Annotated in this window: 20 protein-coding genes; 6 read left to right on the top strand and 14 right to left on the bottom strand. The window is 45.8% G+C overall.

Translation table 11 applies throughout. The annotated features are described in order from the left end of the window. The 8 genes from ACSX1A_RS09235 to ACSX1A_RS09200 all read right to left on the bottom strand — a co-directional run bounded on the left by ACSX1A_RS09235 (window position 1) and on the right by ACSX1A_RS09200 (window position 8,310). Entirely contained in the window at window positions 1–702 is a 702-nt protein-coding gene (locus ACSX1A_RS09235; protein ID WP_439883342.1) for an ABC transporter ATP-binding protein, read from the bottom strand. A 70-nt stretch (window positions 703–772) separates the two neighbouring features. Beyond that, complete coding sequence (locus tag ACSX1A_RS09230; protein WP_439883341.1) at window positions 773–2,254, bottom strand: TolC family protein; 1,482 nt, start codon at window positions 2,252–2,254, stop codon at window positions 773–775. 64 nt (window positions 2,255–2,318) lie between these two features. Beyond that, window positions 2,319–3,563, bottom strand: a complete 1,245-nt coding sequence (locus tag ACSX1A_RS09225) for an efflux RND transporter periplasmic adaptor subunit (RefSeq protein ID WP_439883340.1) — start codon at window positions 3,561–3,563, stop codon at window positions 2,319–2,321. A 163-nt stretch (window positions 3,564–3,726) separates the two neighbouring features. Then, the gene (locus ACSX1A_RS09220) at window positions 3,727–5,163 is read right to left on the bottom strand and encodes a glycosyltransferase family 2 protein (RefSeq protein ID WP_439883339.1); all 1,437 of its coding nucleotides are present in this window, start codon (window positions 5,161–5,163) and stop codon (window positions 3,727–3,729) included. Then, on the bottom strand, window positions 5,160–6,263 hold the full coding sequence (locus tag ACSX1A_RS09215) for a HEAT repeat domain-containing protein (protein ID WP_439883338.1): 1,104 nt from the start codon (window positions 6,261–6,263) through the stop codon (window positions 5,160–5,162). Before ACSX1A_RS09215 ends, ACSX1A_RS09220 begins: the two co-directional genes overlap by 4 nt. A gap of 2 nt (window positions 6,264–6,265) precedes the next feature. Next, complete coding sequence (locus tag ACSX1A_RS09210) at window positions 6,266–7,507, bottom strand: YaiO family outer membrane beta-barrel protein (protein WP_439883337.1); 1,242 nt, start codon at window positions 7,505–7,507, stop codon at window positions 6,266–6,268. After that, window positions 7,507–7,875 carry a response regulator transcription factor gene (locus tag ACSX1A_RS09205; protein ID WP_439883336.1) on the bottom strand — a complete coding sequence of 123 codons (369 nt, stop codon included), beginning with the start codon at window positions 7,873–7,875 and terminating at the stop codon, window positions 7,507–7,509. The genes ACSX1A_RS09210 and ACSX1A_RS09205 overlap by 1 nt, the downstream gene beginning before the upstream one ends. Before the next feature lie 51 nt (window positions 7,876–7,926). After that, on the bottom strand, window positions 7,927–8,310 hold the full coding sequence (locus ACSX1A_RS09200) for an Hpt domain-containing protein (RefSeq protein ID WP_439883335.1): 384 nt from the start codon (window positions 8,308–8,310) through the stop codon (window positions 7,927–7,929). Between the two features lie 229 nt (window positions 8,311–8,539). On the opposite strand from ACSX1A_RS09200, the gene ACSX1A_RS09195 reads away from it, so the two are divergent. From ACSX1A_RS09195 to ACSX1A_RS09185, 3 genes are all read left to right on the top strand, one after another. Beyond that, window positions 8,540–10,318, top strand: coding sequence for an aminopeptidase P family protein (locus tag ACSX1A_RS09195; protein WP_439883334.1), 1,779 nt, complete (start codon window positions 8,540–8,542; stop codon window positions 10,316–10,318). 118 nt (window positions 10,319–10,436) lie between these two features. Then, window positions 10,437–11,147 (top strand): 3'-5' exonuclease, encoded by a 711-nt coding sequence (locus ACSX1A_RS09190; protein ID WP_439883333.1) that lies wholly within the window; start codon window positions 10,437–10,439, stop codon window positions 11,145–11,147. After that, window positions 11,132–13,039 (top strand): DUF294 nucleotidyltransferase-like domain-containing protein, encoded by a 1,908-nt coding sequence (locus tag ACSX1A_RS09185; protein WP_439883332.1) that lies wholly within the window; start codon window positions 11,132–11,134, stop codon window positions 13,037–13,039. The genes ACSX1A_RS09190 and ACSX1A_RS09185 overlap by 16 nt, the downstream gene beginning before the upstream one ends. Window positions 13,040–13,126: 87 nt before the next feature. Here the strand turns inward: ACSX1A_RS09185 and ACSX1A_RS09180 are convergent, their stop codons facing one another. Both ACSX1A_RS09180 and ACSX1A_RS09175 read right to left on the bottom strand, forming a co-directional pair. Then, a complete protein-coding gene (locus ACSX1A_RS09180; RefSeq protein WP_439883331.1) occupies window positions 13,127–13,801 on the bottom strand; it encodes a T9SS type A sorting domain-containing protein in 675 nt (224 codons plus the stop codon). Next, window positions 13,785–15,152, bottom strand: a complete 1,368-nt coding sequence (locus ACSX1A_RS09175) for a hypothetical protein (RefSeq protein WP_439883330.1) — start codon at window positions 15,150–15,152, stop codon at window positions 13,785–13,787. The genes ACSX1A_RS09180 and ACSX1A_RS09175 overlap by 17 nt, the downstream gene beginning before the upstream one ends. Window positions 15,153–15,636: 484 nt before the next feature. Here ACSX1A_RS09175 and ACSX1A_RS09170 point away from each other — a divergent pair, with 484 nt between their 5' ends. Beyond that, on the top strand, window positions 15,637–16,548 hold the full coding sequence (locus ACSX1A_RS09170) for an AEC family transporter (RefSeq protein WP_439883329.1): 912 nt from the start codon (window positions 15,637–15,639) through the stop codon (window positions 16,546–16,548). Window positions 16,549–16,593: 45 nt separating this feature from the next. Here ACSX1A_RS09170 and ACSX1A_RS09165 read toward each other — a convergent pair whose 3' ends face one another. After that, complete coding sequence (locus ACSX1A_RS09165; RefSeq protein ID WP_439883328.1) at window positions 16,594–17,232, bottom strand: hypothetical protein; 639 nt, start codon at window positions 17,230–17,232, stop codon at window positions 16,594–16,596. 54 nt (window positions 17,233–17,286) lie between these two features. Then, on the bottom strand, window positions 17,287–17,826 hold the full coding sequence (locus ACSX1A_RS09160; RefSeq protein ID WP_439883327.1) for a CopD family protein: 540 nt from the start codon (window positions 17,824–17,826) through the stop codon (window positions 17,287–17,289). Between the two features lie 273 nt (window positions 17,827–18,099). Between ACSX1A_RS09160 and ACSX1A_RS09155 the strand changes: the two genes are divergently transcribed. After that, on the top strand, window positions 18,100–19,215 hold the full coding sequence (locus tag ACSX1A_RS09155; protein ID WP_439883326.1) for an alanine racemase: 1,116 nt from the start codon (window positions 18,100–18,102) through the stop codon (window positions 19,213–19,215). A gap of 37 nt (window positions 19,216–19,252) precedes the next feature. After that, the gene (locus tag ACSX1A_RS09150) at window positions 19,253–20,047 is read left to right on the top strand and encodes a glycoside hydrolase family 25 protein (RefSeq protein ID WP_439883325.1); all 795 of its coding nucleotides are present in this window, start codon (window positions 19,253–19,255) and stop codon (window positions 20,045–20,047) included. A 60-nt stretch (window positions 20,048–20,107) separates the two neighbouring features. Here the strand turns inward: ACSX1A_RS09150 and ACSX1A_RS09145 are convergent, their stop codons facing one another. Both ACSX1A_RS09145 and ACSX1A_RS09140 read right to left on the bottom strand, forming a co-directional pair. Then, window positions 20,108–21,148 carry a hypothetical protein gene (locus ACSX1A_RS09145; RefSeq protein WP_439883324.1) on the bottom strand — a complete coding sequence of 347 codons (1,041 nt, stop codon included), beginning with the start codon at window positions 21,146–21,148 and terminating at the stop codon, window positions 20,108–20,110. 80 nt (window positions 21,149–21,228) lie between these two features. Continuing rightward, the gene (locus ACSX1A_RS09140; RefSeq protein ID WP_439883323.1) at window positions 21,229–23,052 is read right to left on the bottom strand and encodes a glycosyltransferase; all 1,824 of its coding nucleotides are present in this window, start codon (window positions 23,050–23,052) and stop codon (window positions 21,229–21,231) included. Window positions 23,053–23,182 lie beyond the last annotated feature (130 nt).

Here is a 23,182-nt window from a genome sequence, read left to right as displayed (position 1 = left end):
CTATACGGGCTGGATGTTAGCAAACACTTTTGCATCAGAAACCTGCTGTCCATCGAAGAAACGCACCAGGCGTTCTGTTTTCTGGGCCATATTCTCATCGTGCGTCACCATCACGATCGTAGTGCCATCCTGGCGGTTCAGGTCAAGAAGTATCTGCATGATCTCCTCACCCATAACAGAATCGAGATTACCGGTTGGCTCATCGGCAAGTATGATCTGTGGCTCACCGATCAGCGCACGTGCTATGGCTACCCGCTGGCGCTGACCACCGGAAAGTTGACTCGGGAAGTGCTTGGTACGGGCGCTAAGGCCAACCTTTTCCAGGGCTGTTTTAGCTCTTTGGGTCCTGTCTGAAGCTGAGATTCCTTTTCTGTAAAGCAAGGGCAGCTCCACATTATCCAGTACACTCAGGTCGTTTACCAGGTGATAACTCTGGAAAACGAACCCAATCTTCTCGTTGCGGATGTGGGCTAGTTCTTTGTCTTTATAAGACAGGATTGGTTTTCCGTCTATCTCCACAAGTCCTCCCGAGGGCACATCCAGTAAGCCCATAATGTTAAGCAACGTGGATTTACCGCATCCCGAAGGCCCCATTATCGACAGAAACTCTCCTTTCGGCACATGTAGGTTTACGTTTTGCAGGGCCACCGTTTCAATGGATTTGGTTTGGTAGACCTTTTCGATGTTTGCTAGTGAGATCATAGTTTATAGATTTAAATAGTATGTCTTTTGAAATGGTAATTAATGTTTATTTCTAATAATCAGGTATTGGCTATTTAGTCAAAGGAGTTTCTGCTACAATGGCGAGCTGCTTCTCAAAATCATAAAGTGTGAGTTGCCTCAAGCTGTAAAATGCTTCCCAAAACTCACTTAATGATGCAATGTAAGCACGCCTGGCCTGGTCTTTTTCTGCCGATGCAATGTTTAGGTCCGTAATACTGATGCGCCCGATCAGGTAAGTGTTTTTGGCGATCTGGTAACGTTCTGCGGCAATGGCATCGGCTTCGGCTGTAGTCTTTATTCGATTCCGGAGCATATTATACTGGTTAACCTGGGTGATAACAGCCTGCTCAAAATTCGTTTCTTCCTGGCTGACTGTGTATTCCACCAGTTGTGCGTTCAGCTCCGCTACTTTGGTAATGGATCGTTGACGGCCCCAGTCCAGGATAGGCATTGAAAAACCGATGCGCGCACGTTGCTGGTTGTCTGGCTGCCGATAAATATCCGAAAAAGTTTCGCCACGATCAGTAAGACCAAAGGATGCAAAAAGACTTGCGTTCAGGCCATTGTCGCCATGTGCTTTGGCTACCTGGCTCTCAGCTTCCAATAGCCTTCTTCTGAAGCTTATACTTTCTTTCCTGTTCTTTTTGGCTTCTGTCAGAGCTAATTCAGGTAGGATGTCCACCATGGGTATGGCCTCAGGAACGAGTAAGTTAATGCGGTACTGGTCTTTGATTCCGATGTAGTTATTCAGTGCCAGGGCGGCGGTCTGCTCATCCAGTGCGGCTTGTGCCTGTGCCAGGTCAGCATTCAGTACGGCCAGGCGCAACTGCAGCAGGTCGTTTTTTGATAATCGGCCTAGCTGATACTTTTCCTGGGCTACCTTGTATAAAGTATCGTTGTTAGCCAGGTTTTTGGATGCTATACTTTGGTTTACCTGCGCCAGAAGTAGATCAAAGTATAATTCAGTGGCTCTTACGGCAATCTGTTCCCGGTCCTCTACAAACTGCTTCTTCGACTCCTCAAACAGGAGTGGTTCTATACGTTTGGTCCAACTGAGGGAGTTGTAAGCAAAAAGAGGCTGTTCCAAGCCGATAATTGCGGGATTACTGTTATATCGTGTTTGTGAGCGATCAAAATCATCAAAACGCTGCATGAGCGACGTAACAAAAACCCGTCCTCCAGTTGGGCTGATTACCTGGCTAAGCGTAAGGCCCAGATCGGAGTTGTTATAGGAAACCGGCCTGAACTCGATGTTACCATCAGGTTGTGTTACAGGTGTAATGGTGCGACTAAAATCAGGCAGGGTTCCCTGCAGGCTAAGCTGTGGAAGATAACCTGAACGGAAGCTGCGCCACTTCCAGTAACTGTTCTCACGGCTGGTTTCGACCCGCTTTGCCTCCGTAGACTGTTCCTGTGCCAAAGTAATCACCTCCTGCAGGCTTAGTTGCCTTGTAGCAGGCTGGGCTATACTTTGGCGACAGAACAGTGCAAAACACACAAACAACAAACAGTAGACAGATCGGAAATTCATAGTTTTATTATGTTAGGCTTTGTAATCCTGCAAGGAAATATGGTTAGTATCGATAGTATAAACTTTACTTCAGCGTGATTTTTCGCATCTGCTCATAATCTTTCATAGAAGATATGATCAACTCGTCACCAACCTGTATCCCATCCTCCAGTTCTACAAAATCCGTATTGCTCACACCAATTCGTGCAGGTATCCTGATGGCTTCATTATCACGCACAACAAATACCTGGTTATTATCAGCACTGGAAAAGTAGGGGCCATTTTTCACGCGAAGTGTATGTTGCTTGGTGGCAGTGATCACATACACATCCACACGGAGATTCGGGCGTAGCAGCTCATGGGCTTCTTTCGCGAGGGCAATGTAAAATGCGACAGTGCCACTTGATACGGTTGGTTCTATTGAGGAAACAGTACCTTTCAGATCTGTATCGTTCACGCGTACCGTCGCCTCGCTACCAACCTGAAGCTGGTCTGCATACGCGTCGGATACGGTGGCCTTGATTTTGAAACTACTTAGATCAGCCAGTTTGGCAATAACATCGCCGGAGTTAACATTGCTGCCTATTTCGCTTTTAACCCAGGTAACTACCCCGGGGCTGGTGGCACGGATCTCTGCCTGCTCCATTTTGCGTTCGAGCTCCTCGATTGACCTGCCCTGCATAGCCAGCTTAAACTTTAGCTCCTGCTCATCAGCTTTTAAAAGCTCTTTTTCACTGGTAATGTCACGTTCCAGCTGTGCCAGTTCTTGTTGAGCTATGCTAAGGTTAAGTTCTGCCTGTTTGACTTGTTCTGTAGTGCCGCCACCTATTTTTAACAGGTAACGCTCATCCTCCAGCCGTGCCTGCAGGCTTTTAACATGCATGCGTTTGATTGCGAGCTGCGACTTCAGGCTGTTCAGCTTTTTGTCCAGTTCAAGCCCCATCTGTACGCTTTTATGCTGATTCAGCTGTTGTTCATCCTTCAGTTTATCGTAGGCTAGTTGGGTGTAAGACCTGTCAAGCAATAGTACCTGGTCACCGGGGTTCACCTCCTGGCCTGCAGTATACAGTACCTGCTCGATACGTGCCTGGATTGGGCTGGTGATCACTTGTTCATGCTCCGGCACAACAATACCGGATGCTGTTATGGTAGCAACTACAGGGCCCTGTTCAACAAAAGCGGTACGAAGCTCATTTCTGTCGATACTTGGTGTTATCAGGCTCCTGAACCCTATTATGGCTATAACCACTACAGCAACTGCTAAAGAGATCTGCCAAAGTGTTCGTCTTTTGCGGGCTTTTTTTGTTGAGGTAGAAAGTTCTCGATCCATAGTGCCATTTTGTTATTTCAGGAACTAAGAATCCAAAACAAGTGCCAGGTTGTTAACTAATTGATAGTCAATAAATTAAGGTTAAAATGAATGGTTTATTAGGCATTGATAGTGTTCAGTATTGAACACTATGTTCGGTTTTGAGGAGGTATAAAAGGGGCTGTCAGTTTTTTTTCTGAGCAAAGCCAGCTCTTGTCATTTCACCCCAGCTTTTTTTGCCTGTAAGCAAGTCGTAGTTGCCTTTTACAGCAGACCACACTGTAACAGGATGGTAAAAGACCGGCTCCATCACAGCGGTAAGCACCAGGCGGAGCATGTGTTTGGGTTTTTTGTACTGTTGGTAGGACCGTTCTTCAAAAAAGATAGCGAAAACCGAGATCATAATGGCAAATGTATATACCAATGCCAGGAAGGAGAAGAAGTATACCCAATTCGTGAAGCCTAACAGGGCGAGGCACAAAAAGAAGAGCAGGCCAAAGAACTCAATCAGAGGGGCCATCCATTCGTACAGTACCCAGGCTGGCAAACTGATCATGCCCAATACACCGTAGCGAGGGTTAAGTATCATCTTACGGTGCAGTAGTAAAGTTTCAGCCGTGCCACGCGTCCAGCGGTTTCGTTGCTTGTTTAAAATACTCCATGTTTGCGGGGCCTCGGTCCAGCAAAGCGGGTCAGGGATAAAAGCAACTTTGCAAGGTTTCTTTTCCTCGTACATAATGCGGCGCATGCGCACCAACAGTTCCATATCTTCGCCGACAGTGTCGTGGTTATAGCCGCCGGCCTTTATTACGGTAGCTTTATGAAACATACCAAAAGCGCCCGAGATCAGAAGCAGTCCGTTAATGTGAGCCCAGGCCATGCGCCCCATTAAAAAGGCCCTGAAATACTCCAGCACCTGTACACGAGCAATAAATTTGTCTGGCACTTTTACTTTTACCAGCCGTCCGTCTTCTACAACGCAGGAGTTTGCTATCCTGATAACGCCACCTGTTGCTATCACCTGGCTCTTTTCCTCCATAAAGGGCTTCACCAGTTTCAATAAAGAATCCGACTCCAGAACGCAATCCACATCAATACAGGCGATATACTTGTTACCGGAAACATTTATGCCAACGTTAAGTGCATCTGCTTTTCCGCCGTTAACTTTATCAACTACAACTAGTTTGTGGTAGGCTGGGTTTTTGGCTTTGTAAATGCCTCTTACTGGTTTTGCAGCAACATGTTCATGCAGTAACCATTCAACCTTTTCAAGCTCATACGCCTCAATCAGCAGGTCAAGGGTGTTGTCCTTGCTGCCATCATTCACAATGATCACCTCATAGTTGTTGTAATGTAAGGCAAGCAGAGAACGCACATTATCCACGATCGTCATCGACTCATTGTAAGCAGGAGCAATGAGGGACACAGAAGGGGCAAATTGAGATGAAAGAAGGCTACGGTAATCAACGAAGCTATTCCGGCGCTTATAGCGGCGCATGGCCTTTGCCGATAATGATGCAAGCACCAGGTAAAACAGGCTTATACTAATGGCATAAACCAAGACCAGGTGGTTGAAAAAGATAGCCGTTAAACTGATATAATGTTCAAGATACTCTCTCATGCACTGTAATCTAACAGATCTTCTGAAACAGAAAGCAAAATTTGCTCATGGTTGTTCTTCATTGATTTGAGTTTTTCCTGACCATCCCGAGAACTCATAAAAATGGCCTTAGCTGCTGCAAGTTGCAGTCTCCTGTCACCTGTCTGTAGTAAGTCACGGTAGAATGGTATGGTCTCGTGGCCACCTATAACAGGCAGTGTCTTTAATATCTCCAACTGGATTTCTATAGTTTCGTGCGGATACATACCGATGAGTACAGGAACTGCATCGAAGGCTTCCAAATGCCTAAGTGTTACCACTGCTTCTTCGCGAATGATAGATGATGGGTTCTGTAACAGGGAAAGGATCTGATCGAGTGCATTGTGCTGTCCGTAATAGGCGATCATCCTCAAACAAAAAATAACAATCGTTTCCTCATGGTTTCCTAACCATTTTTTAAAATCAGGAATGGCCAGCATATGGGCTTGTTGGGTGGCGCGGGCCAGTTGTACTTGCTGCCAGTCCAGGAGGGGTTCCTGCATCACATCCAAAAGTGTAAATAAGCCATCCTTCTTTAGCTTAAGCAAAGCTACCTGTGCAACAGAGCGAAGCACCGGGTGAGGATGATTCACAAAGGACCTGATGAGTTCGCTGTACTCATGCATATCCATTTCAGCAAGTTCACCGATACCTTTGGCAATTTCGCTCCAGGTGTTGGAATACAACTTTTGTTTGGAATAACTGTGCAAACCAAGCGCTTTATATAAGTTCTGCAAAGCTTCAGCAGATTCGCCGATCAGGCTCTTATGCAAGGCTAAAAGATTTTCCATGACAAAGCGTCTGGGCTTCGGCTTTAGTACATACTTCTTCCGGAACAAAATCAGGTCTTCTTCAGAATGAATATCTTCAAAAGTATAGGATGAGAGGTAATCTTGAATCTCACCCTCCATTTTTTTCCGGCGCGCATAATTTATTCCATCTCTGAACCTGCTCACTAGTATGAACACGAACAATAAAATGGCAAGCGAGAAAAATAACGTAGACAGGGTCAGGTTAAAATACAACAAATTGTCATCAGGCTGGCCTAAGCTCACTAATACGATATGTCTGTATCCGGGCACTGTTAGAATTTGTATTGAAGTTTCAGGCCGCTTGTAAAACGTTTGCGCGAGCTGTTCTCGGCATACTTCTCCAGCTCATATTGTAGCGTTGCCCCCAGCAGGAACTGAGAACTCAATCTATATTGCCCATCCAGGGAAACTTTGTTTGCATCAAGGCGATTGATCTCCTGCAAAGCTACCTGCACAAATGGGGTGCTGCCTTTGGAAAGAGACAAGGTCACGTATTCGTCGTCATAGCGGAAATATCGCCTAAACATGAGAATTCCGGTTGCCTGCCAGTTATCTTGCTGGTACTGGAAAAAAGGCCTGAACGAAGCCCAGTATTTATGAAAGTACTTGCCAATGTGTCCGGTATACAGCCACACAGTTTCATTGGTATAAGCCAAAGCCCTGGCACCAACAGATGCTTCCATCTGGTGGGGCAGTATACGGTAAAGTTCAGCTCCTGCTCTATAATCAGGGAATAGCTTACTGTTAGAAACACCGAAATTTATGTAAGCATACGTTTTAGTGTTCAGTCGGGGCCAGGCATCCACTTCGGCCTGTAAACCGCTAGTGCCAAACCGATCTGCATAGTTTATTTTACCGGAAAAAGCCCCGATCGGCGTTGTACGGGTATACTGTACAGTTGCCAACTGCCAGTTTGGTATGTCCTGGTCAAACGTAGTAAATTGATAGTCAATGCTTAGAAGGTTGCCCCGGTTCAGCTCATCTAATTGTTCCTTCAGTTTTAGCAGGTCTGGGTTCGAAGGGAATTTTTCAAGAGCAGCCTGCGTAAAGGCTATTGCCTCTTTATACCTTCTGAGATCACGCAGCGCAAGTGCTTTAGTGATTGAGAGTGAAGTTGAATTTGGCGCATTTTCCAGTCCCTGTTCTGCGTATTCTAGGGATGCACCAGGGTTTGCTGCCCATAACTCCACTGAAGCTAAAACAGAGAAAGCTTGCTCTTGTAGTGCAGGAGAGTTCAAAAGTGGGATAAGAGCTGCTCTTGCGGAATCATAATCAGATTCCCAGGCATATGTCCGGCCTATCAGTAAAGAGGCATCCGCATATTCAGGGGCAATGTTTAAAACCTGCCTTGCCAGCTGACGGGCTTTTGTATACTTTTTTGCAGCGGCGTACTGTTGTGCCTCCTGCATCAGAGAATCGGTATTTACAGCAGGTGATTGTGCGTACGCGCTACCTGGTAATGCCAGCACGCAGGAAAGCACAAGAGAAAATAAAATAAAAAGAGTGTACCTCATCAGGCAAAAGTCTGACGTGCTAACAGGCGTTTTACACGCAGCGAAAGCTCACCAGGGCTAAAAGGTTTTGATATGAAATCATCTGCTCCTAATTGGAATGCCTCTAACACGGTACCTTCCTCATCAGCTGCAGAAAGTACAATAACAGGAAGCTCAGAATTTATAGATTTGATGTAGGTAAGCAACTCCATCCCCATCACAAAGGGCAGCATCAGATCCGTGATCACCAGGTTGTATGAGTTTAACTTTAGCTTTTCAAGCGCTTCACGGCCTGTACGAGCTACTTCAACATCATAATTCTCCTTCTTCAGCCTGAACTCAAGCGCGCGCAGGATCATTTCATCGTCCTCAATTACCAGGATCTTCATATAGCCAGAATTTTGTGATTTTTTGAGGCATACTGTGGGTTCTTAACTTCATTAATCAAGAAGCAGTTCCAGTTCCCCCTTTATAGTGTTAAATAAAAATAGCAGTTCTGAATAAACAGGAAGCAAGGGCACCGGAGTTTGACTCTCAGCCAATGTTATCTCTAAATTTTTTAAGATCAATAACATCTTTTCAGCGCCTACCATTGAGATAGAGGACTTTAGTTTATGTGCAACTTGTTTGGCGGCAACCATGTCATTTTCTGCTTCTGCCACTTTAAGTTTCTCAAGGTCAAGTGGTACCTGCTTTATAAAAAGCCGGATCATTTCATTAATAAAGCTGTTGTCTCCCCCCGACATTCTATGCAAATAATCGAGGTTGTATAGCGTGTTATCGTCCTTGTGTAGTGGCAAAGCAGCGTCTGAAAAGTGCTCCATTGTAGTGGCTTTAGTTCTGTAAGTCCTTAAGGGGGTATGGTATGCTTTTAAGCGCTTCTTTTTGAGAACACTAACATGCTGCAAATGTCTGCAATTTATTGTGAATATTGCAAAAAGCGATGAAACAAAATAAGCCGGTTTTGTGGAGCAAGAGTAGAATTCTTTAGGGCCTTCGGAAGGTTTTCTCCTCATCTTTAATTATTTTGCCTCAAACAGAAAAATAACACACATGACCTATAAAGAAAGATTAGCAGCTATCCGAAGCCAAATGAAGGGAGAGGGCGTAAGCGCATACATCATTCCTTCGGCAGATCCGCATATAAGTGAGTACCTTCCAGACCGATATAAATGTATAGAGTTTGCCTCAGGCTTTACAGGGTCGGCTGGTACGCTGGTTATAACCGATGATTTTGCCGGCTTATGGACAGATGCCCGTTATTTTGTACAGGCTAAAGAGCAGTTGGAAGGTACAGGATTTGAACTGGTGAAACTGCAGGTGCAGCATTCACCTGAATATATCGGGTGGCTTGGTGAGCGTTTACCAGAAGGAGCCATTGTTGCTTTCGATGCAAAGCTTATTTCTGTCGGGCTGGCGCAGTTGCTGGAGTCGGAACTATCGCCGCTAGGCATAACCATGAACAGCGATCGCGACTATCTTGATCCGATCTGGAATGACAGGCCTGCTTTGCCTGCTGCCCCGGCTTTCCTGTTAGGAGAAGAGGTGGTAGGTGAGTCACTGGTAAGTAAACTGGAGCGGGTGCGCGCTGCCATGAAGAAAAAGAGAGCGGATTTTCACCTGATCTCTTCGTTAGATGACATGGCCTGGTTATTTAATATCCGGGGTGAGGATGTGAAGTGTAATCCGGTTGTGCTGAGCTTTGCTTTGATCAGCCAGGATAAGGCAATGCTTTTTATAGAAACGACGAAGCTAAACACAGAAGATCAGCAAAAACTGAGAGCGGCAGGTGTCGAGCTGGAAACATATGACCTGATCGAAAAAGCAGTTGCGGCTTTGCCATCAGACAGTAATATCCTGATTGATCCGAAGCGTAACTGTTATGCCCTGTTTAAAGTGCTTCCGGAGTCGGTGCGCGTAGTGCAGGATACTAACCCCACGACCTTCTTTAAAGCTGTGAAGAATGAAGTGGAGATTGCCCATACCCGCAAAACGATGGTGAAGGATGGCGTAGCTTTAACCCGGTTCTTTAAATGGCTGGAGGAAAATATCGGTAAAATAAAGATCACAGAACTTTCAGTGTCTGATAAAGTACGGGCATGCAGAGCTGAACAGGAGGGTTTTGTTGGCGAAAGCTTTGATACGATATCAGGGTATAAAGCCCACGGTGCATTGCCACATTACAGGGTAACTCCTGAAAGCGACGCAGAACTTCACGCTGATGGCTTGTTCCTGGTAGATTCTGGCGGACAATATACTTCGGGTACTACTGATATTACGCGGGTTGTATCACTTGGAAACCTTACAGACGAAGAGAAGATAGATTATACTTTGGTGTTGAAAGGTATGATAGACGGCTCAACGGCCCGCTACCCAAAAGGGACGAAAGGCTACCAGATTGATGCTATTTCACGGAAACCACTCTGGGACTATGCCCGCAACTATGGTCATGGAACGGGGCATGGCGTTGGTTTCTTCCTGAACGTGCACGAAGGGCCACATGTACTAAACCCTAGTCCAACGCCTGTTGACCTGGAACTAGGTATGATCTCTTCCGTGGAGCCGGGTATTTACAGAACTGGTAAGCATGGTATCCGGATTGAGAACCTCGTGCTAACCGTACAGGACGAAACAAATGAGTTTGGTGAATTCTATACTTTTGAGCACCTGACCATGGCACTGATCGATACAACACCAGTGAAAAAGGAGTTGTTAGAGGAGCACCAGATAAAGTGGCTGAACGAGTATCACCGGCAGGTTGTTGAAAATTTAGGGCCGCATTTATCGGCAGATGAACTTGCCTGGTTAAAAGAGAAAGCTAAACCGATTTAATTACAGAAGTCCCAGCTGATAACAGCTGGGACTTTTACCTGCTTTAGGCGTTATTTAGCTCCTGCTGCCCTTTAGCACAAGCTTTCATTCATATAGTTTACACGGGCAGGGTAGCTGCATGAACGAGTTCATAATATTTATAGATACTGAAACAACAGGGATACCTGTCAATTGGAATGCCCCCTACTCAGATGATAAAAGCTGGCCTCATTCTGTTCAGGTTGCCTGGTTCTTGTTTACCAGAGAGGGTGTAAAAGTTAAGTCAGAAAATCATTATATCCTGGAGCCAGAGCTGGAGATCTCTCCTGCCTCGCAAAGAATTCATGGCATTACCCAGGATTTTCTTCAAGAGCATGGTAAAGCGAGAGAACAGGTATTCAGGCTGCTGGCTCATGATCTGCAAAAGTATAAACCACTTGTTGTAGGCCACTTCATGAAACTGGATTACCACATGCTGGGAGTCGGTTTTCACAGGGCAAATTTGCCAAATCCCTTGCTAAACCTTCCGTCATTCTGCACCATGGAGGCCTCCGCAAACTTTTTCCTGCCACAGCCCAAAAACTTTATGCATCTGGGCGAACTTTATGAGCGCCTGTTCCAGGCGCCCCTGGAACGCCAGCATGACGCTGCAGCAGACGCCGAAGCTACGGCTGCCTGTTTTTTTAAGCTGATGCAACAAGGCGATATATCTGCAGAAACTATCCTGAACCAGAAGCGAATAACAAAAGGCTATGTACATAAACTCAAAACAAAACCGAATCTCTACGCCATATTCGCACTTCTGGCTTTTGTCGCTTTGATAATCTACTTGCTATGCGTGAAAAATTAGATTTTCTTAAAACGGTTAAACCCTTTGATATACTTCCTGAAGATGTGCTGATCGGGGTAGCCGACTTACTTCAGGAAGTAAAGTATCCGAAAGATACAGCCATCTATCACCAGGAAGTGACCAAGATGAAGGGCGTGGATCTGATTGCGGCAGGGGAGTATGAGGCTTTCTTTTACGACAGCGAGCAGAACAAGCGTGTGGTAGATCATCATGGGGCGGGCTACTGTTATGGCGGTGTTTCTGTGCTTCTAAACAGGAAGAAGTCCTTACGTTCGGTGATCGCCAAAAAAGGTACAGTGGTGTACTTTCTGCCAAGGCGCGATTTCAAGCAGTTATGCCAGGCATACGAAGAGTTCTTCCACTTCTTTACCTCTGAATTCGGACGGCGTATGCTCAACGATGAGTATGCACATTTTGTGAAACGACCTACTGCCTTTGAGGAAAATTATATTGCGTCGGACCAACTATATTCCCGCAAGATCGAATCTTTGGTTTACCGCGAGCTCGTTACCTGCAGTGCCGATACCCCTGTTTATGCGGCTGCCAGGATAATGGCCGATAAAAAGGTAAGCTGTCTTTTTGTGCAGGATGAACAGGAGCAGATCATAGGTTATCTCACCGATATTACGATCAGGGATAATGTTGTTGCAAAACAGGTGAGTGTGCAGGAGCCGGTGAACCAGGTGATGGATAATCCGATCGTATGCATAGACACGCAAGCGTATGTATATGAAGCTATTCTGCTCATGTTCCGTACCAAAACGCGTTACCTGCTTATTCAGGGAAATGGTCAGTTCCTGGGTTTTATAAGCCGAAATAAACTGCTCAGCGAGCAGGCACAGTCGCCTTTTGTTTTTATTCAGTCAGTTAAACTGGCGCAATCCGTGGAAGAACTGAAACGGAAATGGGACAAGGTGCCGGAGATCGTTTATCAACTTCTGAACCGGGGTGTGAAGCCTGAGATCGTAAACCAGGTAATTACAACTGTTTCTGATACAATCGCTCTGAAAGTGATTGAGGGAGTGATCGAGGAGATGGGGACACCTCCGGCTAAGTTCGTATTTATGGTGCTCGGCAGCGAAGGCCGTAAAGAGCAAACGCTGAATACAGACCAGGATAATGCCATTATTTACGAAGATAAAGCAAATGAGCAGCGGGAGTTGGTGAGGGCATATTTTCTAAAATTTGCTGACCAGGTTTCTGAACGCTTGGATGCCATTGGTTTTAGCTACTGCAAAGGCGGGTTTATGGCCAAGAACTCTAAATGGACGCACTCACTGTCGCACTGGAAGCGCAATTACAGCAGCTGGATGAAAGAGCCGGACCCTGAAAAAGTAATGAAATTCTCCACTTTCTTCGACTGTCGTTACATCTATGGTGAACACGGTATTATGGATGAGTTGAGAGCATATCTGGACCAGGAGCTGCAGAAACCGCTTGGAACCTTCCTGTATCACATGGCTAATAATGCATTGCAATACGAACCACCGCTGACTTTTTTTAAGAACATTAAAACCTTCACCAAAGGCAGCCAGGAGGTATTCGATATAAAGAAAACCATGACCCCGTTGGTTGATCTGGTACGCGTACATGCACTGAGCAACCGTGTTTTCAGGACCAATACCGGGGAGCGCTTACATGCATTAAAAGAAATAGGGGAGTTTTCAGAAACAGATTACCATGAGTTGATACACTCCTATTATTACCTGATGAGCATCCGGTTAAAAAGACAGGCCGTTCAGATAATACAAGATAAAACAGTGCCAGATAACCTGATAAGCATCAGTGGTTTAACTAAAATTGAGAAGGTAACCTTGAAGGAAACTTTCAATACAATAGCTAATTTCCAGTCAAGTATAAAGATCAAGTTTACAAACTCGCTGCTGGGGTAATACCTCTCTTACCCACAGAGCAGTGGCCTTAAAAACAACAGGCTATACTAATCTATGTATAGCCTGTTGTATGCTTTATTTCTCTGATTATTTCTTAAGCACCAGTCGTACTGTTTTCACCTCGTCTGCAGTGGTGAGGCGGAGGTAGTAGATTCCCTCACGCAGCTTTTCCGCTTTCAGCTCCAGGGGCACCAGTTCACCTGCCCTGGCTTTGCCTTCTCCCACAACACTCACTTTTTTGCCGTTGGCGCTATGGAGCTCCAGCAGGTAAGGACCATCCTTGGGCAGGGAGAGCTCCACGTTGGCCTTGTTATGGAGCGGGTTCGGGTAAACGGTGAGGGAAAGGACTGCCTTGGCTTCTTTGCTTTTGCCTTTGGAGATGCTATTAGAGCTACAGCTGCCGAGTTTATCCTCCGAGTGGTTGCGCAGGTGGGCAGCCACAGCGGAAGGGGAGATGCAGGTCGTTTTACTTTTGTGACAGAGCATCACCTTACCGTTGCCACAACGTGCATCTATCACGGTGATAGTGACCGAGGCAGTCTTGGAGCAGGTGCCGTTGTAGGCCGTGACGGTGAAGGTGTAGGTGCCGGCGCTGGTGGGGGTGAAGACAGGGGCGGCTGCAGTAGTGCTGCTCAGTCCGGTGGCTGGGCTCCACTCAAAGCGCTCGCCACCGCTTGCCACCAGTTGCACGCTTTGAGGGCCGTAGCCCAGGTAAATGGTGCTGGCATTGCCGCCGGTGTAGACTTTAGAAGTAGGTACCACGGCGATGGAAGGGGGGGGGAGGGGTGCAAGGAGTTTCAGTCCCTAATTTTACAAGCCAATAATCAACAGCAACTCCGCGCTTAGGCTCACTTTTGTCTCCACTAACCCCTGACGACGAGGACCCAGCGATTATATATTCACCGGAAGAGACTTCTTTGATAGTAGACAATCCATCTCCACTGTTCCCTCCAATTGTCTTGTCCCATTCTATGTTTCCTTCAGCGTTTATTTTTACAATCCATATATCAGTATCACCTTTTCTGTTTTCACTTTTTTCGCCAGAGGCATCAGAAAAAGAGGAACCTCCTAAAACATAGCCTCCGTCGCTGGTTTGTTGAATTGAAATCAACTCATCTGAATCGCTGCCCCCGTAGGTGCGGTCCCACTCTTTGTTTCCTTCAGCATCTACTTTTACTATCCAGTAATCACCAAATTCTCCTCCGCGGAATGCTTCACTTTTGTCACCTCCTATACCTGAGCCAGATGATCCACCAAGCAAATAACCGCCGTCCTGTGTCTGTATAATGTCAAAAAGATTATCTTCATACAGTCCACCAAAAGTTTTATCCCACTCTTTCTTTCCGTCAGCGTCTATTTTTATTATCCAATAGTCTCGTCCAACATTATAATCATCAATGTCTCCCCAGTTTGGTTCACTCTTTTCACCAGAAACATCAGAATCGGAGAAACCTCCCAAAATATAGCCTCCGTCATTGGTCTGCTGAAGCTGAGTTAACCAATCTACTGTGTTTCCTCCGTAGGTGCGGTCCCATTCTATGTTTCCTTCAGTATCAAGCTTAATTACCCAAAAGTCGGTTTCTCCTCTTGAGGCTCCACCTTTTTCACCACTAACTCCCGAGCTAGAGGCACCACCTAGCAAATATCCTCCGTCTGAAGTTTGAATAATTTCTCTTAACAAATCGGAGCTGTTGCCGCCAAACGTTTTCTCCCACTCCAGGTTACCCTGTGCATCAACCTTTATGATCCAATAGTCGAAGCCTCCGCGTGATTCTCCCGATTTTTCTCCGCTGTTTTCGGAAAGGGAACTACCACCAATTATGTACCCTCCGTCGCTGGTTTGTTCCAGGGAGCTAAACATCTCACGGGCACTGCCTCCGTAGGTCTTATCCCACTCTTTGTTTCCTTCGGCATCTACTTTTACTATCCAAAAATCTTCCTCTCCCCGTTTAGCTTCAGTTTTGTCACCGCTTTCTCCAGATAGAGAGGTACCACCAAGGATGTAGCCCCCATCACTTGTTTTATCCATGTCGCCTAGGACATTCCAGTAATCTCCCCCATACGTCCGGTCCCACACAACTTCTTGGGAAAAGGCAGGTAATGCAAGTGACATTAAGAGTACAAGACAAAGAAGCCATCTACTGAGGCGGTTAAGCCTGATAGCGGCAACTGAACATAGAAGAGTTGTTTTCATAGCATGAAGTGTAGGTGTGTGAAAAATGACAGGTTTAACTGAAGAAGATGTTTGACTGCTAAAGCAGTAGTGGTGAATAGAGTCAGATCCAGCACTTGTAAAGCTTTCATGTCAGTAGTGCCAGAGGTAATAGGTTTAAAGTCGGCTTAGGGCGGTGGTGGAGTGGTGCCTGTAATGTTTTATTTATACTTAGCCAATAATAAATTGTTTTATATTAATGGTGTGGGGTGTGGTTTTTATAGTCTACTTCTTCTTTCCTATAGTATCAATTTGTTGCAGTGCCTTTTGCTTATAATTCTTAAAATAGATAAAGGAGAAATTTTGCCGACATAATTCTACACTTATTAGCCTTACCTTTGCGGGCTGCGTCTAAGCAGCGGCGCCCTGATATAAAAATTCACACATGAGCAGTTTTATACTTTTATTCGGATGCCTGGCGCTTGGCGTACTGCTGCAGCGGGTACGGAGCTTCCCTATGAATTCAGCCCTGGTGCTGAACCAGTTTATCATCTACATCTCGCTACCGGCCCTTGCACTATACTTTATACCTGAAGTACAACTTACACGGGCAGTACTTTTGCCTGTAGGAGTTGCCTGGATCTGCTTTGCTGGTTCAGCTTTGATTTTCTGGAGTTTAGGGAAGGTGCTAGGCTGGTCTCGTAAGCTGATCGGTTGCCTCATTCTTACTGCCGGACTAGGTAATACCTCCTTTATTGGTTTTCCGGTAATAGAAGCGCTATATGGTAAAGAAGGATTAAAAACAGCTATACTTGTTGATCAACCCGGGTCTTTCTTCGTGCTTTCTACGCTGGGTATTGCGCTTGCTGCTTATTTTTCGAAAGGCAAACCGGATCCAAAAGTCATTGCCCGGAAAATATTTACATTTCCGCCTTTTCTCTCGTTCGTTCTGGCGCTGTTGCTAAACATTTTCAGCATACATCTGTCAGCTGATCTGAGCGATGTATTTCAGCGCTTGGGCAGCACCGTTACGCCATTGGCGCTTGTATCGGTGGGCTTACAGCTCCGCATAGAGCGCAGAAGCAAGCACTGGGGCTTTTTAGCCCTTGGTCTTTCCTATCAGTTATTGCTGGCTCCGCTGCTAATATACATTCTGTACGTGCATTTGATTGGCGTTAGCGGGCAGCTTGTGCAGGTAACTATCATGGAAGCTGCCATGGCACCCATGATCACAGCATGTATCGTTGCAGCTTCATACGGCTTAAAACCTCGCCTGGCCAACATGATGATCGGTTTCGGGATCCCAATCTCTTTTCTCACACTGGCTTTATGGTATTGGCTGGTGCAGGGAATTTAGCTGGTAAAGGTATAGCTGTTACTGGTTTCCAATAAAAAAGCCTGATTATTCTTCAGGCTCTTCGTATGTGTCCAGCTTTATTTTTTCTATCAGCAGGTAATTTTTAAACTGATGTATGAGGCGGTCCATTTCACGCTCTTTTTCAGCCAAAGCCTCAACTTCCTCATTTGATGTTTGCAGCACGGGGTTCAACCGGTAGAGGCTTTCCTGCAGTTGCGGGATGGCGGCCTCTGTATGTTGCCTTATTTCTTCGTTCTGCTCCTGTAACAAGCTCTGTTCTAATTCCTGAATATACATTTCCAGGAACTCCACCATGTGCCACGGGTTATTTGGGCGGTTCCAGGTAAAAGTGGTGTTGCAGCGGCGGCAACGATAGGTATTGCACTTCCAGCCATGCTCATTAGTAGTGATACCGTTCTTTTTCAGCATGTCGGCTTTCTGGCACTTGGGGCACTGCGCGTTATCTTCAATCACTTTCTCCAGGCGCTCGCGCTTATCAAGTATGATTGTCCTGTTCTGGGCATGGCTGTACAGCTGGTCCTCCAGATTCTGGCAGGCTTTCGTAAGCTGCTCATGCTCCTGGCTCAGCTCCCCGGATTCCATCAAAAGCGCAGCACGCTTGCTGAAAAAGCGGATAAGCTTGATCAATTCTTTCTCGTTTGCCTTCAGGGGGATATTATTCATAGAATGTTACTTTATACAAAGGTACAAAATTTAGCAGAAACCCATTTTTATGCCTTACCGGGCTTCTCGCAGGCGCTTGTATATTCGGATGGCAAGCATTAGCATGGCTGAGAAAAGAACAAGGCCAATTATACCCCATAGCATACTTAGAGAGCTTTTCAGTACCACCAGAAAAACTATACTAATAAGGAAAAGTGTGGCCACTTCGTTCCAGACACGCAATTGTGTTGCGCTATACTTCAGAATACCCTGCTGCTGCTGTTTGAAGATACGGTGACACAGGAAATGGTACACATATAGGCCGGCAACAAAAGTAAGTTTCCAGATTAACCAGCCTGGTAAAGGATCATACAAATGCAGGCTGATAACAATGCTGGTCCCAAAAATGAGCGTCAGGATAGCAGACGGCCACGTAATGCCAAACCACAGGCGCTTTTGCATGATCAGAAGCTGCTGCTGAAGTATGGACTTATCAGGTTCTGGCTTTTCGGCTGCCTCGGCAAAATAGATAAACAGGCGCACGATATAAAAGAGGCCGGCAAACCAAGTGACAACAAAAATTATATGCAGTGCTTTAAAATAAAGAAAGCTCATAATAGCAAACGTGTTTATACAAAGGTAAACCGAAAAGTATAATTTGAAACATCACCTCACGCAGTTCCAGTCTGCTTCTCAGTTAAAATTGGTTAATTATCCAAAGTGACATTGATAAATAGCCACGAGTCAAAAATCGCTTATTTTAGCTATAAACAGGGATAAGAGGGCTTATCTCTTTACCTTTGGCATCCAAATAGATAGCGTAGCTGAGATTGTTTGCTTAAAGATTTTTATCTTCACGGGATTTATCACAATTCAAGCTTTTTAAGCATGAGAATTACCAGACCTACCTTAGTTTTAGATAAAGAGAAGGCCTTACACAACATTAGCAAGATGGTGGAGAAGGCAAATCGAAATAATGTGCGCCTGCGGCCGCATTTTAAAACGCACCAGTCAGCACAGGTAGGAGAGTGGTTTCGGGATCATGGTGTAAATACTATAACGGTATCCTCTGTGCGGATGGCATCTTATTTTGCCAGGCACGGATGGACGGATATCATGGTAGCGTTTCCTGCCAACATCCTGGAAATTGAAGCTATCAACAAGCTTGCTGCGCGTATTAATTTGCACCTGGTTGCAGTGAACATAGAAACAGTAGCGGCCTTGGCAAAGGAATTGGAGCATCCTGTAAGACTATGGCTAAAGATTGATACAGGATACCGGCGAACAGGTATCATGGCTCATGACCATGCTGCTATTGACACTATTATTGAAAAGATCAAAGCATCTGATACGTTAGGTTTTGAGGGATTCGTGGTACACGATGGCCATACTTACAAACAAACAGACGCTGATGCGATCCAAACGATCCATAATACAACCGTTTATTTGCTTCACCTGCTCCGTGACCGCTACAAAAAACAATTCCCGGACCTCCAGCTATCAATAGGCGATACGCCCTCGTGCAGCATTCTGGAAGATCTGCGGGGAGTAGATGAGATAAGGCCTGGCAACTTTGTGTTTTACGACCTGACACAACAACGCATCGGCTCATGTGCTTTCGACGAGATTGCCGTTTGTATGGCTTGCCCGGTAGTTGCGAAACATCCGGAAAGAAATGAGATAATTATCTATGGAGGCAGTGTGCACTTTTCGAAAGATGTTTTGCTTGAGGAGGATGCCACCGAAAATTATGGCAGAATAGTAGAGCTGACCAAATCGGGGTGGGGTGAGCCGTTAGAGGGAATTGACCTTGTTTCACTGTCGCAGGAGCACGGAATTGTACGAACCTCAACTGAAATGTTTAACAGGTACCAGGTCGGAGATTTGATGGGGGTTTTACCCGTGCATTCCTGCCTTACTGCAGATTTGATGCGTGGCTACCTCACCACAAACGGAGATCGTTTAGAGCATCTCTCGGGCATCAGCGAAGTAGAGGGCATTTAAGGTAAGTATAAGTATAGAGCTGCAAAGTAGAGGAGAGATGGCTGCTACAAAAACAATAGTGAAGCGCACGGTTCGCCCCAATAGTAAAAAGAAAAAGAAAGATACTGAAATGCCTGAAAAGTTCTGGATAGGAATAGGCATTTTAGCTGGAATAGTACTGCTGGTGCTCTACATAGAGCTATTTGTAGATAAGCCGAAGTCCGTGTGGCCGGAAGGACACAATGTGTACGGTGTTGATGTTTCTCATTTCCAAAAGAAAGTAGATTGGATAAAAGTGCGCGAGAACCAGGTTTCCTTCGCATTTATAAAGGCTACGGAGGGGGTAACACTGCACGATAAGAACTATGAGCAGAATTGGGAAGGTGCAGGAGCTGCCGGTATCATCAGGGGCGCTTACCATTTTTACCTGCCATACCTGAAGCCAGAACAACAGGCCAGTCATTTTATCTCGAAGGTAAAGCTGTTGCCCGGGGATCTGCCTCCGGTGCTTGACGTTGAAGTGAAAGGGAAGAAATCAACAGAGCAACTCCGCAAGGACTTGAAAATCTGGCTAGACAAAGTAGAGAATGCCTACGGTACGAAACCCATCATTTATACCAGCTATAAATTTTATACGGATTACCTGGCAGGGCACTTTAACGGGTACCATCTCTGGATTGCCCACTATAAAATACCTAAACTGAACCTTGAGAAGAACCAGTACACAAAACTGGCTTTCTGGCAACATACCGATAATGGTGCAGTGGAAGGTATTGAAGGAAGGGTGGACTGCAATGTGTTTTATGGCACTATGCGCGACCTGCGCAGTGTGTGTATAAAAGAAGAAGAATAAAAAAAGGAGACGTTCCCTGGTGGGAACGCCTCCTTTTTCTGGATATCTGATGATCAGCTTTTAGAACCGGTCAAGGCCTCTTTCTCTGTCGCGGTCAAAGCCGCTACGGTTACGATTGCGGCTGGCAATGTAGTTTTTGTCTTTGCTTGTGTTAAAGCTATGGTTCGGATCATAGTCATAATCGCTGTCAGGGTGCTGCACACGGTTGTTATAGGCATCCCGGGCATACGTTTGATTCGGGTAACTAGGGCCCTTGCTTCCTACAAATCCTGATTGGCCATATGCTTCTCCGTAATTCATGCTCGTGTTGCCCCTGTCATAAGAGCCCATGGAGCCATAGTTTCCGGTGTCATAGTCCTGATTAGAGGTCCTGTTGTAGCCGCTTCCCATGTAACTGCCTTCTGATCCTCCGTAACTTGAAGTTCCGTAGTTATCGCGGTCGCTGCTGAATCTGCTGCGGCTCATATCGTCTTTGTCCGATCTGCCATAGCTACCACTGTAGCTGGAGCCACTGCTCAGGCCGGCACCTGACCGATTTCTGTCTCTGTCCCTGTCGCGGTCAAAGTTGTAATTCCCCTGGTCAGTTCCCTGGAATCTTCTGGAAACGTCAGAGCCGTACAGTTCCGGATTTGAGTCATGCCTGTAACCTGACCCGTGGCTGTCATAGTCGCTTTGGTAACCATATGATCTTTGCCCGGAAGGGTTATAGTTTCTTCTGTCGGAGCTGCCTGTGGAGCCCATGCCGCTTTCAGACTGATAGAAAGAATCTGAAGAGTAGTTGCTTTGAGAAGGATAGCCGCCTCTTGAGGATCCGTATCCCTGAGCACCACCATAGCTGCCCATATTTCCATAGTTACGTGACGTGCTGTAAGTGCCACTCATGCCGCGGTTACTTACATTTCTGGAGCCTCCCATTTCGTTTCCCTGGTTGCCCCAGGTGCCACTGTGACCTTCGTCACCGTAGCCACCCCGGCTAGGAGATCCGTAATCATCGAAGCGATAATTGCTGCTGCTCTCCGGGTGTCTGTATCTTTCTGATCGATGTGTGTGATAACCGCTGCCTTGATTGCTTCCGTAACGGTCGGATTCATTTCTGTTCATAGCTTTCGTTTTTTGTTAATAAAAGATTTCTTCTAACTATCTAAACGAAAGCAGCAGGTATGGGTTAGCCTGTATTTTAATTAGTGCAACTGTCCCTGGTTGTGGAAAATATCATAGTGATGAATGGACAAGGATTTGGTATTTGAAACCTTATCCTTGATCAAAGTGGCTTTAGCCGGGGCTGCGGAGAGCAATAAGATAAACTCATCTTTGGCAAAGGTAAAACCGGCTGATACGATGAACGCAAGGATCACCATTATTATTGCGACGCTCCTGATGCCGTCGTAGAACCCGTGCCTTGTTCGCCAGATAAGCATTCGAACCGGAGAGAAAATGGGTTTTAGAAGGGAGGCATTGATGATATTCCTTCTTACCCATTCCATAAATCTTTCTTGCCCGATAACCACGACAGGCCCAAGTATAAGCACATTGGTAAGCGCAAAAATCGACATCATCTGCACATAAAAGTTATGGTACAGGTTGCCGTATATGTGTTGGCTATACATGATGGCACCAATGCAAAGCAGGCAAACGAAAATGTTTGGTAAGCTCAGGATGAAGTTGTTCTTCGGTTTATCATCCTTAGGTGTCGGGATGTAGGGCACTTTTATGCGCAGGATGGAGTAGATAAGGCCTAAGCTGAAGATCCACCAGGTGCCTGTTCTGAGTATACCTCCAAACAAATGAAACCCTTTTTCATTTTTCTCATGGTACCACCGTTGTGCAAACTGCCGGATACAAACCGAGATGAACATGAAAGGCATGAACATGACCAGAAACTCTCCCAGGGAAACATACCAGGGAAATTCGGCCAGCATCAGTGCCAGTATAGGTATCAGAAAGTCGATCAGGTTAAAAACACCAAAGAGGTAGTAAAGGGGAAGCGTAAAGTAGTGTATCTTTTGGTGCAGCGTAAAGTTCTTAAACAGCTTCGGGTACACCATGAATAGCAACTCAAAAGTACCCCGGGCCCATTTGATCTGTTGTTTGTAATAAGAACCCAGCGTTGCAGGTACAAGTCCCCTGGTCAGGATCTTTGGCACGTATACTGATTTCCAGCCTTTAGCGTGCAACTGCATCGCGGTGTGCATGTCTTCCGCCAGGCCTGCAGCGTGTCCTCCAATGCTGTCGAGCGCTTTTCTCCTGAAAGTACAGTTAGCCCCGATAGCCTGTACAGTACCATAGCTGTTCATCCCCATCATCATGGGGCCATAAAAGCTATATGTTTGTTCTGCAGCGCCATAGGCAATTAAACTTTCCTTCTGGTTACTATAAGCCTGCACCACCTGCACAAATCCGATGGCAGGGTCTTCAAAGTATGGCAGCACTTCGTCCAGAAACTCAGGCTGGGGTACGTGGTCCGGGTCCAGTATCAGGCAAATATCACCTGTTGCCTGTTTCAGGGCATTGTTTATATTGCCTGCCTTTGCATTAATTTTCTCAGTGCGAGTAACATGAATAACACCCAGGCGTTGGCACTGCGCTTTCAGATAAGGGTCATCCCCTTCATCACATAAATAGGTAGTATGCGGATAGCGTATCTGCTGTATTGCCTCTAAGGTATTAATAACCATACTATGTGGTTCTCCCGGGCAATAGGTAGTCAGAATGTCTACTTTATAGCTCTTTGTAAGTGTAGGCTTTAGCGGTACACTTACAGCATAATAGTGGTACCATTCGTGTAAGGTGCGAAGTAATTTAAAACCAAGTGCCGTTGTAAGCAGCCAGAAAAGAGGCGCATAGCCTACATGGTCCTCATCAATAAACCAATATAAGAACATCCCCATGCTTATCAGGCCAAGCACGATCATGAACCTGACCGTAAGCACATCCTTTTTTTTAGGTGCGAATTCGGGAGGCGTAGCTGGGTGTACTTTCTTAAGATCGGGTGAAAATAAAAACACGTTGGTAAAATTAATTTTGTAGCTATTGGCAAAGTGCAAAAATTGTACTGTTGTGCATTGTAAATTCCTTTTATATGCAATAACATATATAATCTGCCTCCGTAACTATACTTAGTCATTTTGTAAAGGT

It is taken from the genome of Pontibacter sp. MBLB2868, assembly GCF_051904785.1.
In the GTDB taxonomy this organism is placed as follows: Bacteria; Bacteroidota; Bacteroidia; order Cytophagales; family Hymenobacteraceae; genus Pontibacter.
The sequence above is the reverse complement of the archived record's forward strand: the minus strand, read 5'-3'. Positions and strand labels throughout refer to the sequence as shown.

Excerpts from the sequence above, each read along its gene's own strand:
- ACSX1A_RS09235 (WP_439883342.1), bottom strand. The coding sequence starts at position 702 with ATGATCTCACTAGCAAACATCGAAAAGGTCTACCAAACCAAATCCATT.
- ACSX1A_RS09230 (WP_439883341.1), bottom strand. The coding sequence starts at position 2,254 with ATGAATTTCCGATCTGTCTACTGTTTGTTGTTTGTGTGTTTTGCACTG.
- ACSX1A_RS09225 (WP_439883340.1), bottom strand. The coding sequence starts at position 3,563 with ATGGATCGAGAACTTTCTACCTCAACAAAAAAAGCCCGCAAAAGACGA.
- ACSX1A_RS09220 (WP_439883339.1), bottom strand. The coding sequence starts at position 5,163 with ATGAGAGAGTATCTTGAACATTATATCAGTTTAACGGCTATCTTTTTC.
- ACSX1A_RS09210 (WP_439883337.1), bottom strand. The coding sequence starts at position 7,507 with ATGAGGTACACTCTTTTTATTTTATTTTCTCTTGTGCTTTCCTGCGTG.
- ACSX1A_RS09205 (WP_439883336.1), bottom strand. The coding sequence starts at position 7,875 with ATGAAGATCCTGGTAATTGAGGACGATGAAATGATCCTGCGCGCGCTT.
- ACSX1A_RS09200 (WP_439883335.1), bottom strand. The coding sequence starts at position 8,310 with ATGGAGCACTTTTCAGACGCTGCTTTGCCACTACACAAGGACGATAAC.
- ACSX1A_RS09195 (WP_439883334.1), top strand. The coding sequence starts at position 8,540 with ATGACCTATAAAGAAAGATTAGCAGCTATCCGAAGCCAAATGAAGGGA.
- ACSX1A_RS09190 (WP_439883333.1), top strand. The coding sequence starts at position 10,437 with ATGAACGAGTTCATAATATTTATAGATACTGAAACAACAGGGATACCT.
- ACSX1A_RS09185 (WP_439883332.1), top strand. The coding sequence starts at position 11,132 with ATGCGTGAAAAATTAGATTTTCTTAAAACGGTTAAACCCTTTGATATA.
- ACSX1A_RS09175 (WP_439883330.1), bottom strand. The coding sequence starts at position 15,152 with ATGTCACTTGCATTACCTGCCTTTTCCCAAGAAGTTGTGTGGGACCGG.
- ACSX1A_RS09170 (WP_439883329.1), top strand. The coding sequence starts at position 15,637 with ATGAGCAGTTTTATACTTTTATTCGGATGCCTGGCGCTTGGCGTACTG.
- ACSX1A_RS09165 (WP_439883328.1), bottom strand. The coding sequence starts at position 17,232 with ATGAATAATATCCCCCTGAAGGCAAACGAGAAAGAATTGATCAAGCTT.
- ACSX1A_RS09160 (WP_439883327.1), bottom strand. The coding sequence starts at position 17,826 with ATGAGCTTTCTTTATTTTAAAGCACTGCATATAATTTTTGTTGTCACT.
- ACSX1A_RS09155 (WP_439883326.1), top strand. The coding sequence starts at position 18,100 with ATGAGAATTACCAGACCTACCTTAGTTTTAGATAAAGAGAAGGCCTTA.
- ACSX1A_RS09150 (WP_439883325.1), top strand. The coding sequence starts at position 19,253 with ATGGCTGCTACAAAAACAATAGTGAAGCGCACGGTTCGCCCCAATAGT.
- ACSX1A_RS09145 (WP_439883324.1), bottom strand. The coding sequence starts at position 21,148 with ATGAACAGAAATGAATCCGACCGTTACGGAAGCAATCAAGGCAGCGGT.